16 protein-coding genes and 1 riboswitch are annotated in these 16,602 nt (G+C 71.6%); of the genes, 8 read left to right on the forward strand and 8 right to left on the reverse strand.

Annotated features, from left to right (window positions below):
• Positions 1–474 precede the first annotated feature (474 nt).
• Positions 475–834 carry an STAS domain-containing protein gene (locus tag AB0F17_RS00945; RefSeq protein ID WP_358014067.1) on the forward strand — a complete coding sequence of 120 codons (360 nt, stop codon included), beginning with the start codon at positions 475–477 and terminating at the stop codon, positions 832–834.
• Positions 835–1,110: 276 nt separating this feature from the next.
• Complete coding sequence (locus AB0F17_RS00950; protein WP_358014070.1) at positions 1,111–2,523, forward strand: WGR domain-containing protein; 1,413 nt, start codon at positions 1,111–1,113, stop codon at positions 2,521–2,523.
• A 24-nt stretch (positions 2,524–2,547) separates the two neighbouring features.
• Here the strand turns inward: AB0F17_RS00950 and AB0F17_RS00955 are convergent, their stop codons facing one another.
• From AB0F17_RS00955 to AB0F17_RS00970, 4 genes are all read right to left on the reverse strand, one after another.
• Complete coding sequence (locus AB0F17_RS00955) at positions 2,548–3,378, reverse strand: GAF and ANTAR domain-containing protein (RefSeq protein ID WP_358014073.1); 831 nt, start codon at positions 3,376–3,378, stop codon at positions 2,548–2,550.
• Positions 3,379–3,416: 38 nt separating this feature from the next.
• On the reverse strand, positions 3,417–4,118 hold the full coding sequence (locus tag AB0F17_RS00960; RefSeq protein ID WP_358014076.1) for a GAF domain-containing protein: 702 nt from the start codon (positions 4,116–4,118) through the stop codon (positions 3,417–3,419).
• An 84-nt stretch (positions 4,119–4,202) separates the two neighbouring features.
• A complete protein-coding gene (gene menD, locus AB0F17_RS00965; protein ID WP_358014079.1) occupies positions 4,203–5,861 on the reverse strand; it encodes a 2-succinyl-5-enolpyruvyl-6-hydroxy-3-cyclohexene-1-carboxylic-acid synthase in 1,659 nt (552 codons plus the stop codon).
• Entirely contained in the window at positions 5,858–6,802 is a 945-nt protein-coding gene (locus AB0F17_RS00970; protein WP_358014082.1) for an o-succinylbenzoate synthase, read from the reverse strand. Before AB0F17_RS00970 ends, menD begins: the two co-directional genes overlap by 4 nt.
• Before the next feature lie 48 nt (positions 6,803–6,850).
• Between AB0F17_RS00970 and AB0F17_RS00975 the strand changes: the two genes are divergently transcribed.
• The 3 genes from AB0F17_RS00975 (at position 6,851) to AB0F17_RS00985 (ending at position 9,895) form a co-directional block, all read left to right on the forward strand.
• A complete protein-coding gene (locus tag AB0F17_RS00975) occupies positions 6,851–7,999 on the forward strand; it encodes an AMP-binding protein (protein WP_358014085.1) in 1,149 nt (382 codons plus the stop codon).
• Positions 8,000–8,042: 43 nt separating this feature from the next.
• Positions 8,043–8,387: a hypothetical protein gene (locus tag AB0F17_RS00980; RefSeq protein ID WP_358014088.1), complete on the forward strand. Its 345-nt coding sequence runs from the start codon at positions 8,043–8,045 to the stop codon at positions 8,385–8,387.
• A gap of 170 nt (positions 8,388–8,557) precedes the next feature.
• Positions 8,558–9,895, forward strand: coding sequence for an RNA polymerase sigma factor (locus tag AB0F17_RS00985; protein ID WP_358014091.1), 1,338 nt, complete (start codon positions 8,558–8,560; stop codon positions 9,893–9,895).
• Positions 9,896–9,955: 60 nt separating this feature from the next.
• Here AB0F17_RS00985 and AB0F17_RS00990 read toward each other — a convergent pair whose 3' ends face one another.
• Positions 9,956–10,354 carry a hypothetical protein gene (locus AB0F17_RS00990; RefSeq protein WP_358014094.1) on the reverse strand — a complete coding sequence of 133 codons (399 nt, stop codon included), beginning with the start codon at positions 10,352–10,354 and terminating at the stop codon, positions 9,956–9,958.
• A gap of 112 nt (positions 10,355–10,466) precedes the next feature.
• Between AB0F17_RS00990 and AB0F17_RS00995 the strand changes: the two genes are divergently transcribed.
• Together AB0F17_RS00995 and AB0F17_RS01000 are read left to right on the forward strand one after the other, a co-directional pair.
• Entirely contained in the window at positions 10,467–11,027 is a 561-nt protein-coding gene (locus AB0F17_RS00995; protein ID WP_358014097.1) for a TetR family transcriptional regulator, read from the forward strand.
• Positions 11,028–11,229: 202 nt separating this feature from the next.
• Complete coding sequence (locus tag AB0F17_RS01000; protein ID WP_214634349.1) at positions 11,230–11,427, forward strand: DUF5999 family protein; 198 nt, start codon at positions 11,230–11,232, stop codon at positions 11,425–11,427.
• 68 nt (positions 11,428–11,495) lie between these two features.
• On the opposite strand, the gene AB0F17_RS01005 is transcribed toward AB0F17_RS01000, so the two are convergent.
• Positions 11,496–12,086: an alpha/beta family hydrolase gene (locus tag AB0F17_RS01005; RefSeq protein WP_358014100.1), complete on the reverse strand. Its 591-nt coding sequence runs from the start codon at positions 12,084–12,086 to the stop codon at positions 11,496–11,498.
• 81 nt (positions 12,087–12,167) lie between these two features.
• Here AB0F17_RS01005 and AB0F17_RS01010 point away from each other — a divergent pair, with 81 nt between their 5' ends.
• Positions 12,168–12,515: a hypothetical protein gene (locus AB0F17_RS01010; protein WP_358014103.1), complete on the forward strand. Its 348-nt coding sequence runs from the start codon at positions 12,168–12,170 to the stop codon at positions 12,513–12,515.
• 21 nt (positions 12,516–12,536) lie between these two features.
• Here the strand turns inward: AB0F17_RS01010 and AB0F17_RS01015 are convergent, their stop codons facing one another.
• Both AB0F17_RS01015 and gcvP read right to left on the reverse strand, forming a co-directional pair.
• Positions 12,537–13,334 (reverse strand): tetratricopeptide repeat protein, encoded by a 798-nt coding sequence (locus AB0F17_RS01015; RefSeq protein ID WP_358014106.1) that lies wholly within the window; start codon positions 13,332–13,334, stop codon positions 12,537–12,539.
• Between the two features lie 184 nt (positions 13,335–13,518).
• Positions 13,519–16,356: an aminomethyl-transferring glycine dehydrogenase gene (gene gcvP, locus AB0F17_RS01020; protein WP_358014108.1), complete on the reverse strand. Its 2,838-nt coding sequence runs from the start codon at positions 16,354–16,356 to the stop codon at positions 13,519–13,521.
• A gap of 151 nt (positions 16,357–16,507) precedes the next feature.
• Positions 16,508–16,600: riboswitch (glycine riboswitch) on the reverse strand.
• Positions 16,601–16,602: the final 2 nt, after the last annotated feature.

Consider the following 16,602-nt stretch of genomic DNA (forward strand, 5'->3'; position numbering starts at 1 on the left):
CGCTCAGCGGCAGTCCGGGGCGATCCCGAAAGCGCTCCACATCCAAGAGCTGGCCAGCCCTCCGCATCCAGCAGCCGACCGACCACCCAGATACGCCCCTATGGAGAGCCGCCCAGACGCCCGATGGGGCAAATGGGTTGATTTGCGAAATTTTCCCGCCGCGCCAACGACGCAGGTCAGCGTGGTTACGGAACTGAGGCCATCATTTCCGGCTGTTATCACGGCTCTTGCCGTGCGAGCAGTTATGGACTTGTACACTTCGTTCTGGAAGCGCATAGTTACACAGAGTAATGAATCCATACATCTGGTACAAATCGCATTTGCGATTCCTCGTGACGTCCGGACCCCGCGCCACGTCAGGTGTCGAATGTGGCGGCCGGGCATGTCCCCGGACTCGCGAGGGTCCTCATGGGAAGACGGCTCCCACAGTCGGCAGATGTTCCAGTGTGGGAACACAACAGGGGAGCCGAGCCCATGGAGCCACTGCACCTGACGACAAGGCGTCAGGGGGCGACAGTTATCGTGCACGTCTCCGGGGAGCTGGACATCGCCACCACCTCGGTACTACGTGACCACCTGCTCGACATCCTGCGGGAGACATACCACGGGCACCGGAAGATCGACGAGGTCGTCATGGAGCTGAGCGGGCTGTCGTTCATCGACGCGGCCGGTTTGGGCGCCCTGGTGAGCATCAACGATCACGCACGGCGCAATGCGACACCGTTCCTCCTGTCCGGGATCTCGCCGCAGGTCAAACGGCTGCTCCTGATCACCGGACTCGCCAGGCACTTCCCCATACGCCCCCAGTCCCCCGGAACCTACAACGCCGTTTAGGGCGGGCCGAAGAACATCGGCGGCAAATCATCCACTATGCCGCATTCATCCCGGCGGGCGACCGACAGGGGGTCGGCGGCGGCAAGCCGGAAATCATCCCGCTCCGGTACCCGAGCGCCGGCTCCCGGGCCCATGGCTTGACCATCACTTCACGGGTGACCTCATGCCCCCACAAAGCGCCCATCAGCCCCATGAGCAGCAAAAACACGACTTTGTCGCTCCCGTACTCTAGTGTCCCGGGCAGTTGATCAAGCTCGGCACCTGGAGACCGCGGACATGACGTACCTGGAGCTGTCGGAGGACGGCAGCGGAGCACACAAGTTCTACGAGGTGACCGTGGCCGGCACCGAGGTGACCATCACCTACGGGCGCATCGGCGAGAGCGGTCAGACGAAGGTCGCGGCGTTCCCCTCCGTGGCGAAGGCCCAGGCGGCCGCGGCCAAGAAGATCGGCGAGAAGACCCGCAAGGGGTACGCGCCGGCCGTGCGCGGTGTGCGCCAGCGCCGGGCGATCACCCGCAGGGTGATCGCGAGCACCCGCTCGACCGCCCGGCAGGCGCCCGTGTTGTGGCGGTTCAACAGCGGTGCCGCGGCGTTCGGCATCTTCGTGGACGAGCAGCGCTGCTGGGTCGGCAACCAGCGCGGCGACGTCTACACCGTCGCCCACTCCGGCACCGTGACGGGCCGCTTCCGGCTTCCGGACGGCGTCAAGTGCATCGTCGCCGATGACTTCTGGATCTACGCCGGCTGCGACGACGGCCGCGTGTACGACCTGAGCGGCAAGGTGCCGCGGGCCGCGTACGAGATCGCGGCCGACGTCGACATCTACTGGTTGGACGTCCACGACGGCGTCCTCGGCGTGTCCGACCGGGCCGGCCGGGTCACCGCGATCGACTACGAGGACGAGTTCCAGTGGGCGCGTCCAGGCGGCGGCGATTCGGCCTGGATGGTCAGGTGCGACGACGAGGCCGTCTACCGGGGCCACTCCGGCGGCGTCGCCCGCTACGACATCTCCGACGGCGCGCTCGTGTGGGAGAACCGGGCGGCCGACGGCGTCCTGTTCGGCTGGCAGGAGGCCCACTCCGTGTACGCGGGCACGGCCCGCCACACCGTACATCGTCTGGCCAAGGGCGACGGCCGCGTCGAGGCCGTCTACCGGTGCGACGCCCCCGTCTACTCATGCGCCACGTCTCCGGGCGGCCGCCACGTGTTCGCCGGCGACAGCCATTCCTCCATCTACTGTTTCGACACCTCCGGCGAGCGGCTGTGGAAGCTCGGCACCGGCTGCGGGTCGGCCTTCTCCATGCAGTTCCTCGACGACCGCCTCTACATCGTCACCACCGACGGCTCGCTGGCCTGCATCGACGCCAGTGAGTCGGCGATCGCCGCGGCCCGGCAGGGCACCGTCCCTCAGCCGGTGGACGTCAAGGCGGCGGCGTCGCTGGCGGTGGTGGAGCCGTCGGTCGTGGTGGAGACGACCACGCACGTCGGCGATGGCGTGGTCGTGGAGTGCGAGCAGGAGGGCGAGCGGCTGCGCGTACGCGTGATCAGCCCGGGGTACGAGGGATGGAACGTGCAGTTCCCCAAGGACATCCGGGAGGCGGGCGCCCGCTACCTCGTCGACGGGGTGCGCCCTGCCGGGCGGGGCGGCTTCTACCGTGCGTACGGGGAGATCAAGCGCCTCCTGTGACCCGCCGCCACGGCTCGGCGGCGGCTAGCGGCGCGGACGCGAGTCGGAGCGCCCCGAGGTCGGGTCGTCGAGGTCGGCTCCGTACGAGACGACCTCCTGGGCCACCTCCGCCAGCCGCCGGTTGTGGTCGCGGGCGTAGCCGCGCAGCCGGGTGAACGCCTCGTCCATCGCCCAGCCGTGCCGCTCGGCCAGCACCCCTTTGGCCTGCTCGATGATGACGCGGCTGCTGAGCGCGGTCCGCAGCTGCCCGGTCAGCAACTGCCCGCCGCGCACGGCCCGCTCGTGCAGCAGCCCGATGGTGGCCATGTCCGCCAGCGCCTGTCCCAGCGCGAGGGTCTCGGCGGGCAGGTCGCCCGGGGTTTCACGGAACAGGTCGAGGGCGCCGATCACTTCGTCGCGCAGTCGCAGGGGCAGCGCGCTCACCGCGCCGAAGCCGCGACCGCGGGCCTGCTGGGCGAAGCGCGGCCAGCTCCGCCGCGCCGTGGGACCGTACATGTCGGAGCAGTGCACGACCTCGCCGGTGCCGAAGCAGTCGAGGCAGGGTGCCCGCGCGTACCGCAGCTGGAACAGCTCCAGTAAGCGGGCCTGCTCGCTGGAGGCGGCCATCAGCCGCAGTTCCCCCCGCTGGTCGGTCACCAGCAGCCCGGCGGCGTCCACTCCCAGGAGTTCCACGCAGCGTTCGGCGAGCAGGTGCATGAAGTCGACCACGTCGAACCCGGTGACCAGCGTGTCGGCCAGCGCGACGAACGCCTTCGCGACCCCCCTCGGCGGCACCGTGTCAGCGGCCGAGAGACGCGGCTGAGCGGGCTCCGTTTCCGCCATCGCGGAACGCGGCTGCGCCGGCTCGGTTGCCACAGCCGCAGGATACGCCAAGCCCGGCGAAATCGGCGGAATCACCTGCCGGACGGATCGGGGCTGAACCGCAGCCGCCGCCGCACCACCCGCCGCGCCACCCGGCTCAGGGGCTCGTCGTGGGTGAAGGCGTACGCGCGCAGCCGCAGCAGCGCCTCCTCCACCGAGGTGTCCAGCTGCACCGACATCATCCCGGCCGCCTGGTAGATCTCCACCTCGAGGGCCGGCGACGCGGCCGGCAGCACCCCGTGGCCGCTCATCGGGCTGCGGCCGTCGAGCAGCAGCGTCAGGGCGGCGGCGGCGAGGATCAGCGCATCCGTCTGCTCGCGGGCGGCCAGTCCGCCGGGCCGGTCCCGGCACAGCACCAGCACTCCCACCTTGACGGCCCCCATCACCAGCGGGAACGCGAACACCGCCCCCACCCGGGCGACCTCGCTGAACACCGGCCAGCGCCCCTCGCAGGCCGCCATGTCAGGGACCAGCACCGGCCCGCTCCCCCACACGGCCTCGACGCAGGGCCCGTCGCCGGTGGTCAGCTCAGCCTCCAGCAGCTCACGACCGAGCCTGCCCGCCCGGTGCGCCGGCTCCAGCCGTTCGTGCGAGACCAGCGACACCCCGGCCCCGCTGACCGCGACCGCCTCCACGCTGGCGGCGCAGACGTCCTGGACGGACATCGGCGAACCACGCCGCCTGGCGCTGCCCGCGATCAGCGCCCAGATCCGGGCCTCATCGTCGCCGGCCACCCCGAACCCGCCTCGAGTCGATCAGCATCGTCCCCACCATTATCCGCGGCTCCGCGGTCGGCGGGCTGAGGTCCGCGGATCAGGTCAGGTCATGCAGTCGCGGACCGCGGTCTGGGCGGCGTCGCGCAGGCGGGCATGCACCACGGCGTTCGCCTCCCGGTCCGTACGCACCTCCACCAGGCGCGGCCCCTCGCCACGCAGCGCCTTGGGCAGGTCGGACAGGTCCTCCACCAGTTGGTACGGAGTGCCCGTCGAAGCCGCCACGTAGCCGAGATCGACGCCGTGCGGCGTACCGAAGACCCGCTCGAACGCATCCCTGACCGCGGCCTGCGGCAGCAGCGAGAAGATGCCGCCCCCGTCGTTGTTCACCACCACGAGGCACAGGTCCGGCCGCGGCTCCCGGGGGCCCAGGACGAGCCCGTTCTGGTCGTGCAGGAACGACAGGTCGCCTATGAGCGCGTACGACGGCCCGTTGTGCGCCAGCGCCGCGCCCATGGCCGACGACACCAGCCCGTCGATGCCCGAGGCGCCCCGGTTGGCCAGCAGCCGGAGCCCCCGCCGGGGCCGCATCGCCTGGTCCAGGTCGCGGATCGGCATCGACGAGCCGCAGAACAGCAGCGCCCCGTTGGGCATCGCGTCCACCAGGTCGCGGGCCAGCCGGGGCTCGCTGGTGCCCGACGTGTCGAGCACCTCGTCGATGGCCGTCCTGGCCGCCTGGTCGGCCTGCCGCCAGGCGTGCAGCCACGTGTCGTCACCCGAGGCGACGGGGATCTCCACTGCCTGGGCGACCTGCGTCGCCGACCGGGTCGGATCGGGCCAGCGGTCGAGGTCGGTGGCGACCACGATGTGCTCTTCGGCCCGTCCGAGCCATGACAGCAGCGGCCGCGACAGCCCGGGACGGCCGAGCGTGACCACCACGTCGGGCCGGTGGGCGTCGGCGAACTCGGGCGTGCCGAGCAGGTAGTGGTAGGTGGACACGGCATGGTCGCCGTAGCGCCCGCCGCCGTTCGGTTCCGACACCACCGGCCAGCCGGCCATGCCGGCCGCGGCGACGTAGCGGCGCACGTTCGCGGCGCCGTCGCCGACCACGAGCACGCCGCGCCGGGTCGGCGGGATGTGCAGGGCGATGGGCGGCGGCGCGACGCGGGCGCGCACCCAGGGGCCGTTGGCGTCGCCGTCGAGCGACTCGCACCAGGAGGTGTCGCCGTCGGGGATCAGCGGCTCCCTGAACGCCAGGTTCAGGTGCACCGGCCCCGGCGTGGCGGGCCCGGACGCGCGCTGGTAGGCCCGGCAGGCCAGCGACCGCCAGTAGGCCACCTGCCCCGGCCGGTCCTCGGGCACCCCGACCTCGGCGAACCAGCGGACCGCCGAACCGTACAGCTTGATCTGGTCGATCGTCTGGTTGGCGCCGGTGCCGCGCAGCTCGGGCGGGCGGTCGGCGGTGAGCACGAGCAGCGGGACGCCCGACTCGCTCGCCTCGATGACGGCCGGGTGGAAGTTGGCGGTGGCCGTGCCGGACGAGCAGATCAGCGCGACCGGCCGCTCGGCGCGCTTGGCCAGCCCGAGCGCCAGGTAGGAGGCCGACCGCTCGTCGATGCGCACGTGCAGCCGCACCCGCGACTCGGCGTGCAGCGCCAGGGCCAGCGGGGCCGACCGCGAGCCGGGCGCGACCACGACGTCGGTGAGGCCGCAGCGCACCAGCTCGTCGACCAGGACCGTGGCCAGCGCGGTAGCGGGGTTCACAGTGACGCCTCCTGCATCCGGCGAAGCCACGAGGGGGATTCAATCTCAAATGCCGACAGAAGCTCAGGATTCACCGCAGGGCGGCGTACGGCCAGCCGCCCGTCCACGGGCACCAGCGAATCGTCGACCACGTCGCCCGTCAGCAGCGGCATCGTGCCCAGCCCGCACGCGTACGGCAACTCCGGCAGCGCGGCGGCCAGCGCGAGCCCGGCCGCCAGCCCCACCGAGGTCTCCACGGCGCTCGACACCACCGCGGGCAGCCCGCACGCCTCCACCACCCGCAACGCGTTGCGCACCCCGCCGAGCGGCTGCGCCTTCACCACCGCGATGTCGGCCGCCTCCGCGGCCTTGACCCGCAGCGGGTCCTCGGCGCGCCGGATCGACTCGTCGGCCGCGATCGGCACGTCGACGGCCCGCCGCACCGCCGCCAGCTCGTCGAGCGTGGCGCAGGGCTGCTCGGCGTACTCCAGGTCGAAGCGGTCGAGCTCTTTGAGATGGCGTACGGCCTCGCCGACGTCCCAGGCGCCGTTGGCGTCGACGCGCAGCCTGCCCGCCGAACCGAGCGCGTCACGCACCGCCTCCACCCTGGCCAGGTCCTCGGCGAACGTCTGGCCCCGCTCGGCCACCTTGACCTTCGCCGTGGCGCAGCCCGACCCGCGTACCAGCTCGAAGGCCCGCTCGGCGGCCACGGCGGGCACGGTCGCGTTGACGGGCACGCTGTCGCGCACCGGCTCCGGCCAGCCCTCGAAGGCGGCCTCGCGAGCGCACGCCAGCCAGCGGGCGCACTCGCGCGGGCCGTATTCGGGAAACGGCGAGAACTCACCCCAACCGGCCGGACCGTGCAGCAGGACCCCTTCTCTGACGGTCTGCCCCCGGAAACGAGTGCGCATCGCCACCCGAAAAACGACGGGAGCCCGGAAAAGCACGGGAGAACGCGTCACGACCCTCCCTGCACCGCTGTCCGACCTGTCGCCATTAACCTTACGAGCATGTTGAGGAACCCGTCGCATCCGGAGCGGCCGTTGCACGCCGTGGTAGGAACTCCTGGGCCCGAGCTGTTCGCAGCGGTTCGTCAGGCTCTGTCCGGCGACGGGCCGGCGATCCTCCCCCTCCCTGCCGCGGGCCCCGCCGGAAGCGCCGCCGACGCGCTCCGGCCGACCCACGTCAACGGTGTACGGCAGGCCGGCGGCGAGGGCGTTCCGGAGGACGTGGCGGTGGTGATCGCCACCAGCGGCAGCACCGGGGAGCCCAAGGGCGTCATGCTGTCGGCCACCGCGTTGCGCACCTCGGCGGCCTCCTCGCTGCGGCGCCTGGAGGCGGTCAAGGGCGAGCGCTGGCTGTGCTGCCTGCCGCCGTCCCACGTGTCGGGCCTCCAGGTGCTGGTCCGCGCCCTGCTCTGCGAGACCGAGCCGATCATCCACCCGCACTTCGACGCGCACGAGGTGCTCGCCTCAGGCGCCGAACACGTGTCGCTGGTGCCGACCCAGCTCCACCGGCTGGTCGAGCTGGAGGCCGATCTGTCGGTGTTCCGCACCATCCTGCTCGGCGGCGCCGCCCCGCGGGCCGGCCTGGTCGCCGAGGCCCGGGCGCTCGGCGCGCGGGTGGTCACGACGTACGGGATGAGCGAGACGAGCGGCGGCTGCGTGTACGACGGCCGACCCCTTTACAATGTAGATCTCAAAATCGGCGACGACGGGCGCATCCGCGTCGCCGGCCCGGTGCTGTTCTCCGGCTACCGCTTCGGCGAGCCCGCCCCCTTCGACGGCGACTGGTACGTCACCTCCGACCTGGGCGAGCTGACCGGAGGCCGGCTGCGGGTGCTGGGCCGGGCCGACGACGTCATCAACACCGGCGGCGAGAAGGTGGTGGCCGCCTCGGTGGCCGAGGTGCTCGGCGGCCATCCCGAGGTGGCCGACGTGGCCGTGATCGGCCGGCCGGACCCCGAGTGGGGAGAGATCGTCGTCGCCGTCGTGGTGCCCGCCGACCCCGCGGGCCCGCTCACGCTCGACCAGCTCCGCGCCTACGCCACCGACCGGCTCCCCGCCTACGCCGCGCCGCGCGAGCTGCGACTGATGTCCCGGTTGCCACTGCTACCGAATGGTAAAACCGATCTCGTAAGCCTTAGGACAGGAACCTGATGAGTTGCGGGTGCGTCTTATGGACGAGAGGGAAGGAGCCTTCATGAACCAGACCCGCAAGATGTGGGCATCCGCGGCGGTAGTCGGCGTGATCCTCGTCGGCGGAGCCTCAGTCGCGGCGGCCGCCTCGGCGGGCAGGCTCGAACAGGTCGGTAAGGAGACCCGAGCGGTGGTGGAGAAGGAGCCGTCCACGGGGACCTCGGCCGATCAGATACCGGCCGATCGCGTCGCCGAACTGACCGCCTCGCCCGCGCCGAGCGATGGCACCGTGGTGTCCAAGGAGCTCAACCCGGACCCGCAGAAGGTCATCGAGTACTGGACGGACAAGCGCATGGAGGACGCGCAACCCATGCCCATGCCCGAGGTGTCACTCTCCACTGGAGAGTGACCTCCCCACGCCTGGGGTGGGTCGCCTTTAGGGTGGTCCGCCCCTTTTTTGGCTCTCCGGGAACAAATGGCGCTCGACGGCGTTATTGATACTGGTGCGCCGAGCGGCCGCAGCCGCCCCACCACAACCTTCGACTGATCTATTCGACTCCGTATGGAGGAGGTGTCCTCATGCCCCGAACCGCCGTGGCGACCCCGCCCACGACCCTCGACCAACTGCTTGACCGAGGGCGAGCTCAGGGTCACCTTTCTCTGGCGGAGCTGCGTGACGCGTTCGCCGAGGCCGGCATCAGCCCCTCGAGCGGCCGTTCGATACTGCGCGAGCTCACTGAGGCGGGTGTCAGCCTGGCCGCCGAGGACGAGCCGTCCCTCAGCAAGGCGGCCGCGCGCAAGCCGACCGGCAAGACCACGACCAAGCGGGCGAAGTCTACCGCCTCGAAGGCCGCGGAGCCAAAGACGAACTCCGCGGAGCAGGATGAGGACGCTCCCGAGGACCTGGACCCGGACGCCCTGGCCCCCGACGCCGTGAGCCCGGCCGCCGCGGGCGCGGACGACGCCGAGCTGGAGGCCGAGACGATCGACCTCGACGACAACCAGTCGGTCATGGGCGACTCGGTGCACACCTACCTCAAGTCGATCGGCCGCCGCACGCTGCTCACCGCGGCGCAGGAGGTCGAGCTGGCCCGGCGGATCGAGGCCGGCCTGTACGCCGAGTACAAGCTGGAGACCGTGCCCGGCCTGACCGCCGCCGCCCGCGGCGACCTCGAACTGGTCATCGAGGACGGCAAGGCGGCCAAGGACCACATGCTGGAGGCCAACCTCCGGCTCGTCGTCTCGGTCGCCAAGAAGTACACCGACCGCGGCATGTCCCTGCTCGACGTGGTCCAGGAGGGCAACCTGGGCCTGATCAGGGCCGTGGAGAAGTTCGACTACACCAAGGGCTTCAAGTTCTCCACGTACGCCATGTGGTGGATCAGACAGGCCATCCAGCGCGGCTTCGCCGACTCGGCCCGGACGATCCGCCTGCCCGTACACGTCCTGGAGATGCTCTCGAAGCTGTCGCGCATCGAGCGCGACATGCACCAGCGACTGGGCCGCGAGCCCACCCCCGAGGAGTTGGGGATCGAGCTCGACAAGACGCCCGACCAGATCGAGGAACTGCTGCGCACCAGCCGCCAGCCCATCTCGCTGAACGCGACGATCGGCGAGGACGGCGAGACCACGATCGGCGACCTCATCGAGGACGTCGACTCCCCCGAGGCGTCGGAGATCGTCGACCGCCAGCTGCTGGGCGACCAGTTGCGCGGCGTGCTCGGCAACCTCTCGCCGCGCGAGGCGAAGATCATGGCACTGCGCTTCGGCCTGGTGGACGGCAAGCCGCACACGCTCGACGAGATCGGCAAGCACCTGGGCCTGACCCGGGAGCGCATCCGGCAGCTCGAGAAGGAATCGCTTTCGAAGCTGCGCCACCCGAGCAACACCCGCCCGTTGCTCGACTGGGCCAGCTGATCCGCGACGAAGCCCCGGCACTTCACGTGCCGGGGCTTCGTCATGTCTCCTGCTGAAGAGTCAGCGGGAGGCGGGCACCAGGCGCGGCACGCGCGGGATGCCCCACATCCGGTTGTCCTCGCGCAGCGTGCGCAGCCGGTCGACCTCGGCGGTCCACATGGCCCCAGCGGGCGTCGCCTTGGCCTTGCGGCGGGCGATGCGGTCGTCATAGGCCTTGACCCCGAACGTGGCCCGCTGCCCGCTCTCGGCCGCCCGCAGCGCCTCGCTCAGCGTCTTGTCGAACGCCTGCCCGGCGGCGAGCAACTCGATCTCATCCGCGGCGGCGGCCCGCAGATCGCGCAGCAGCTGCTCGCTCTCCCGAGCCTTGTCGAGCAACTCGGGGAAGCTCTTGGAGATCTCCAGGTCCGCGTGGTAGCGGACCTCGGCCTCGCGGCTCACCCGCGGACGGAAAAACGCCATCGACTCTGCCCCTCATCCCAATCGGCTCGTACAGGCGACCAGGGTACGCCCGTCCGCGACACGCTCCATAATCGGACCCGCGCGGCGCCCTTTACATAGTAAGATGATCTCCATGCCGGCCAAGAGACCGCCCGTTCCGCTGTCCCGCGAGCGCATCATCGACGCCGCCCTCCACATCGCCGACTCCCAGGGGCTGCGGCGCCTGACGATGCGCCGGCTCGGCGACGCCCTGCAGGTGGAGGCGATGGCCATCTACCACCATCTGCCCCGGGGCAAGGAGGCGCTGATGGACGCGCTGGCCGAGCACGTCACCGCCGTCCACGTCGAGCAGGGCCCCACCTGGCAGGACACGGCCAGGGCGTGGTGCCGGGCCGGTCGTGAGCTGCTGCGCGAGCATCCCGGCGTCCTGGCGCTCGCGCTGACCAAACCGCCCAAGGGCGGCACGGCGCTGGCCATCAGGGAGCAGACCGAGCAGCTCGCCGACGCGGGCCTGGAGCAGGCGCCGGACGCGGTGCGGGCGCTGCGGGCCTTCGTGTTCGGCAGCGTCGCGGTCGAGGTCCAGCAGTCAGGCTGGGCCGACCCCGAGGTCGACGAGTGGACCAGGCGCGACGAGCGCGCCGACGTCGACTTCGAGCGCGGCCTCGACGCCTTGCTGCGAGGCTTGCAAAGCTAGTGGGCGTGTCGAGCTTGGACCGTTATCCTGTATAAGGCACGCTGTGTCGAAGGTCACACTTTCGCATCCTCCTGTAACAGTCCTAACGGACTATGTCCGAACGTGTGACATACGCCGCACACTTGAAAGAAAGACAGCACCCACACAGTTCCCGCCCCTACCTGTCCGCGGGAGCCATTCACGAGATATCGGAGGCACGCCGATGTGCCCGCACGACCCGGCCTGTCCGGCAGCTGAGGCGCCCGACCGCGAGGCCGCACGTACCCTCGCCTGCCACCCCGAGCAGGGGTGGAGCCTTCTCTGCAACGGCGTCGTCCTCTTCGAGGACACCGGGGAGCTCCTGCCTGGCGGCACCGCCATCGCTCCGCACCGCCCGGACCCGCTCGTCGGCGCCGCCTGAGCGACCCGCTCGCGCGAAGCGCCCCTTGAGCCGCGACCCACTCGCAGGCGTCCCCTGAGCCGCGCCGCTCACACGTAGCCGGCGATCCACTCGGCGACCACCTCGCCCACCCGGGCGGGGTTCTTTTTCAGCTCGTGCCCCTCGCCCGGCAGCACCACGAGGCGGGCCGCGTCGGCGGCGTCGGGCACCCCGAACGGATCCCGGTCCCCGTTGACCACCAGCACGTCCACGCCCGCCTCGCGCAACTCGCCGGCCCTCGACTTCTCGGGCCTGCCCGGCGGATGCAGCGGGAACGCCAGCGCCACCGCCGCGACCGCGCCGACCGCCTTGGCCGTACGGCAGGCCACCCTGGCCCCGTTGCTCCGGCCGCCCTGCACCAGCGGCAGCTCCGGCCACCGCGCCCGCAGCTCGCCCAGCACGGCCTCCCACGCCTCGTCCTGGCGTGCGGCGGAGCCCGGCGCGCGGGCCCCCGCGAGCCGGAACGGCTGCGTCACCCTGGCCACCACGGCCCCCGCGCCCAGGGTCGCGTCGCGCACCGCCAGCAGATCGGGCGCGTCCACTCCCCCGGCCGACCCATGGGTCAGCACCAGCAGCAGCCGGGGCCGCTCCACCTCGTCGAACTCGACCAGCGCCGGGCCGCGCGGCGTCGTGATCCGCATGTCAGAACCGTACCTGGGGATGAGTTCGCCATAGCTCTCAGGGCTGATGACGGCGTGCCGCCTACCCGCGATGATGGCCTCATGCCAGAGATGCGCCCCATCCGCGAGGACCTGCAGGCGACGCTCGACGCCCGACGCGACCTCGGCCCCGAATACGAAGCCGCCCTGGTCGAGTCGTTCGTGGAGCGGCTCGACGCCACGATCGCGGCGCGGGTGCGCGCCGAGCTCCACGCCCACGGCGCCGGCTCGGGCAGGTCCAAGAACCCTGGAGCGGCGATGATCCCGATCGCGCTGGGGTCGATGGGCATCGGCATCCCGCTGACGGCCATCGCGGTGCATGAAGGCGGCGGGCTGGGCCTGGTGATCACCTGGTTCGCCATCGTCCTGATCAACGTCGCCGCGGCCGCCGCCATCATGCGCCGCGGCTGACCATCGCGCCTCCGCCGCAGGTCAGGCGTCGCGGTCGTAACGCAGGCGCACCTCGGCCGCCAGCGTCTCGTCCGCGTGTTCCAGCCCGTACGTCCAGACGCGGTCCGCGTCGTCGGCGCGGCCACGCAGCGGCAGGGTCCTGGCCAGCAGCTCGATGGCCAGCGCGCTCGTCGGCGCGTCACCGCCGTCCTCCACCGCCCCCGCGAACTCCGCGCAGGCGAGCTCCAGGTGCGCGATGCCGAGCTGCACCCGCAGCCGGGCCACCTCGTCCTCGGGGGCCACCTCGAGCGCCTCCAGCAGCACCTCAGCCGCCTCCCCCGGCTCCCCGCGCTCCAGCAGCAGGTCGGCCAGTTGCTGCGCGGCGTGCGCGGCCACGTCCGGCCCGGCGACGGCCAGGGCGGCCCGCAGCTCGTCCTCCGCCTCGTCGTAGTCGCCCGCCTCCACGGCCAGCCGGGCCAGGGCGAGCCGCGCCAGCGGGACGTAGGCGGCCGTGCCGACGCCCAGGACGGCCTGCCACGCTCCCCTGGCCTGCTCGGCCCTGCCTTCCCGCTCGAAGCCCTGCGCGAGGTGACAGGCCGCCTGCGCGGCGAACTCCGGATGCCCGGTGGCCAGCGCGACCCTGGCGGCCGCCCGGGCCGCCTCGTGGTCGCCCCGCTCGTCGAGCACCACGGCCAGGCCCACGGCCGCCTGCGCCCTGTCGGGCCCGTCGGGGTCGGCGACCAGCTCGGTGAGTATGGCCACCGCGCCGTCGAGGTCACCGTCCTCGGCCAGGCGGCGGGCGGTGTCGAGAGGCGGGACCTGCAGCTCTGAGAACGTCAAGAGAGCTCCTTAGGCGACGGTCGGACCGAAGCCTAACGACTTCCGGTGATCATGTCTTCTCAGCGGCCACCTTGGGTGGGTGACAAGGGACGAAACCTCCGACACCGACGAACGGGCGTGGCCCTCTCCACCGAGCGCAGCGGCGGAGAGGGCCACGGTCGATCACATCGCGGCGGTGATCCGGTCAGTCCTCGTACGCCTCCAGCGGCGGGCACGAGCAGACCAGGTTGCGGTCACCGTAGGCCTGGTCGATGCGCCGCACCGGCACCCAGTACTTGCCCTCGCGCAGCGACGGCAGGGGGTAGGCCGCCTCGGTGCGGGTGTAGGGGTGGGTCCACTCGTCGGCCGCGACGGCCTCGGCGGTGTGGGGGGCGTTGCGCAGCGGGTTGTCGGCGCGGTCGTAGTCGCCCGACGCGACCCGGGCGATCTCGCCCCTGATGGCGACCATCGCGTCCACGAACCGGTCGAGCTCGGCCAGATCCTCGCTCTCGGTCGGCTCGATCATCAGCGTGCCGGCCACCGGGAAGGACATGGTCGGCGCGTGGAAGCCGTAGTCGATGAGCCGCTTGGCCACGTCGTCGACCGTGACACCGGTCTCCTTGGTGATCTGCCGCAGGTCGACGATGCACTCGTGGGCCACCAGCCCGCCGCGCCCGGTGTAGAGCACCGGGTAGTGCGGGGCCAGCCGCCGCGCCAGGTAGTTGGCCGACAGGATCGCCTGCTCGGTGGCCGCGGCCAGGCCGTCGGCGCCCATCATCCTGATGTACGCCCAGGAGATCGGCAGGATGCCCGCCGAGCCGTAGGGGGCCGCGGAGACCGCGCCGACGGGCGAGCCGGTGCGCAGCGGGTGGCCCGGCAGGTAGGCGGCGAGGTGGCCGCGGACCGCGACCGGGCCGACGCCGGGGCCGCCGCCGCCGTGCGGGATGCAGAACGTCTTGTGCAGGTTGAGGTGGGAGACGTCGGCCCCGAACTCGCCCGGCTTGGCCAGCCCGACCAGCGCGTTGAGGTTGGCCCCGTCGACGTAGACCTGGCCGCCCGCGTCGTGCACCTTGGCGCAGACCTCGGTGATCGTCTCCTCGAAGACGCCGTGCGTCGACGGGTAGGTGAGCATGATCGCGGCCAGCCCGTCACGGTGCTTGTCGATCTTGGCGTCGAGGTCGGCCAGGTCCACGTTGCCCTCGGCGTCGCAGGCCACGACCACGACGCGCATGCCGGCCATGACGGCGCTGGCCGCGTTCGTCCCGTGCGCGGAGGCCGGGATGAGGCAGATGTCGCGGTGCTCGTCGCCGTGGTCGCGGTGGTAGGCCCGGATCGCGAGCAGCCCGGCGAACTCGCCCTGGGAGCCGGCGTTCGGCTGGATGGAGACCTCGTCGTAGCCGGTCACCTCGGCCAGCAACTCCTCCAGGGTCTCGATGAGGTGGCGGTAGCCCTCGGCCTGCGCGATGGGCGCGAAGGGGTGGATCCCGGCGAACTCCGGCCAGGTGATCGGCTCCATCTCGGTGGTCGCGTTCAGCTTCATCGTGCAGGAGCCGAGCGGGATCATGGAGCGGTCTAGCGCGATGTCCTTGTCCTGGAGCCTGCGCAGGTAGCGCAGCATCGCGGTCTCGGAGTGGTGGCTGTGGAAGACCGGGTGGGTGAGGTAGGCGGACTCGCGCGTCAGCGAGCCGGGCAGCGTGTCCAGCCCCTCGTCGGCGACGAGGGCGGCCACCGGCCCGCCGGCGCCGAAGGCGGCGGCGACCTTCTCGAGGTCGGCCGCCGTGGTCTTCTCGTCGCAGGACACCGAGACGTGGTCGGCGTCGGCCTGCCACACGTTGACGCCGCGTTCGGCGGCCTGCCGGACGACCTCGGCGGCCCGGCCGGGCACCCTGGCCAGCACGGTGTCGAAGAACTCGCGGTGCACGACCTCGACGCCGCCCCGGCGCAGGCACTCGGCCAGCGCGGCGGCGTGCCGGTGGACGCGGGCGGCGATGCGGCGCAGCCCGTCGGGCCCGTGGTAGACGGCGTACATGCCGGCGATGATGGCCAGCAGGACCTGCGCGGTGCAGATGTTGCTGGTGGCCTTCTCGCGCCTGATGTGCTGCTCGCGGGTCTGCAGGGCCAGCCGGTAGGCGGGCGCGCCGTCGGCGTCGACGGAGACGCCCACGAGGCGGCCGGGCATCTGCCGCTGCAGTCCCTCGCGTACGGACATGTAGGCGGCGTGCGGCCCGCCGAAGCCGAGCGGCACGCCGAAACGCTGCGAGGAGCCGATCGCGATGTCGGCGCCGAGCTCGCCGGGGGCGGTGACCAGGGTGAGCGCGAGGAGGTCGGCGGCGGCCACGACGAGCGCGCCGGCCGCGTGCGCCCGCTCGGCCACGGCGCGGAAGTCGCGCAACCGGCCGGAGGCGCCCGGGTACTGGACGAGTACGCCGAAGCATTCGGGCAGTTCGCCGTCGAGCGGGTCCTCGACGAGGGTGATGCCCAGCGGCTCGGCGCGGGTGGCCAGCACCGCCTTGGTCTGGGGCAGCGCGTCGGCGTCGACGACGAACACCTGGCTCTTGGACTTGCCCGCGCGCCGGGCCAGCGTCATCGCCTCGGCGGCGGCCGTGCTCTCGTCGAGCAGCGAGGCGCCCGCGACGGCGAGCCCGGTCAGGTCGGTGACGACGGTCTGGAAGTTGAGCAGCGCCTCCAGACGGCCCTGCGAGATCTCCGGCTGGTAGGGGGTGTAGGCGGTGTACCAGCCCGGGTTCTCCAGCAGGTTGCGGCGGATCACCGCGGGGGTGATCGTGTCGTGGTAGCCCAGGCCGATCATCGAGGTGAACACCCGGTTGCGGTCCGCGATGGCCCGCAGCTCGGCGATGACCTCGGTCTCACTGGCCGCGTCGGGCAGGCTGAGCCGGTCCTTGATCCTGATGGACTCCGGTACGGCCACCGCCACCAGGTCGGCCACGGACTCGAAACCCACGGCCTCGAGCATGCGCTGCTGCTCGGGTTCGGACGGGCCGATGTGCCGGGTCGAGAACGGCGGAGCAGACAGATCGGTCATAGAGGTGCCTCCCGAGGGCTTTGGAGACCGGCGCCAGGGCGCGGGCTTGCCGGATCTCCCCCTCTGTCATGGCGACCTGAGAGCTTCACCCATGTGGGCTTGCACCGTCGGTGAGGTGCGCCTGGCGGGCGCACCTGCTTTCCAGAGTTGCCTACCCCGAGCGGTACAGGTGCCTGAGAGATTCCGGGGAGGTTGCTCCTTCGGCGCCCCGGAACCAGCCCGGGGACTCTCCCGCATGGGGTCATC

Source organism: Nonomuraea sp. NPDC026600 (genome assembly GCF_040638335.1).
In the GTDB taxonomy this organism is placed as follows: Bacteria; Actinomycetota; Actinomycetes; order Streptosporangiales; family Streptosporangiaceae; genus Nonomuraea.